Annotated in this window: 1 protein-coding gene; it reads right to left on the bottom strand. The window is 62.5% G+C overall.

Annotated elements, in window-relative coordinates; translation table 11 throughout:
* Positions 1-232, bottom strand: a 232-nt coding sequence (locus RMT89_RS45625) for a VOC family protein (RefSeq protein WP_315889634.1), incomplete at both ends; no start/stop codon positions are given.

The following is a 232-nucleotide window of genomic DNA, read 5'->3' as shown; positions in this document are numbered from 1 at the left end:
TGCAGCAGCAGGCTGTGGGAGCGCATGATATCGTCGGTGCTCTCCACCTGGTGGTTGATGTGCTGAATGCCGGAGCGCGGTGCGGGAATGAGCGCCATCGTGTGATGGATCTCGTTGACGCGCAGGAGCGGCACGTCTCCGATCCGGTCGCTGACGCGCGCGTTGCAGACTTGTGTCCAGAAATGCTCGTCGCGCACCGCGTCCTTACTGAAGATGCCGACGTGGCTGATCG

It is taken from the genome of Streptomyces sp. P17 (genome assembly GCF_032436805.1).
GTDB lineage: Bacteria > Actinomycetota > Actinomycetes > Streptomycetales > Streptomycetaceae > Streptomyces.
The sequence above is the reverse complement of the archived record's forward strand: the minus strand, read 5'-3'. Positions and strand labels throughout refer to the sequence as shown.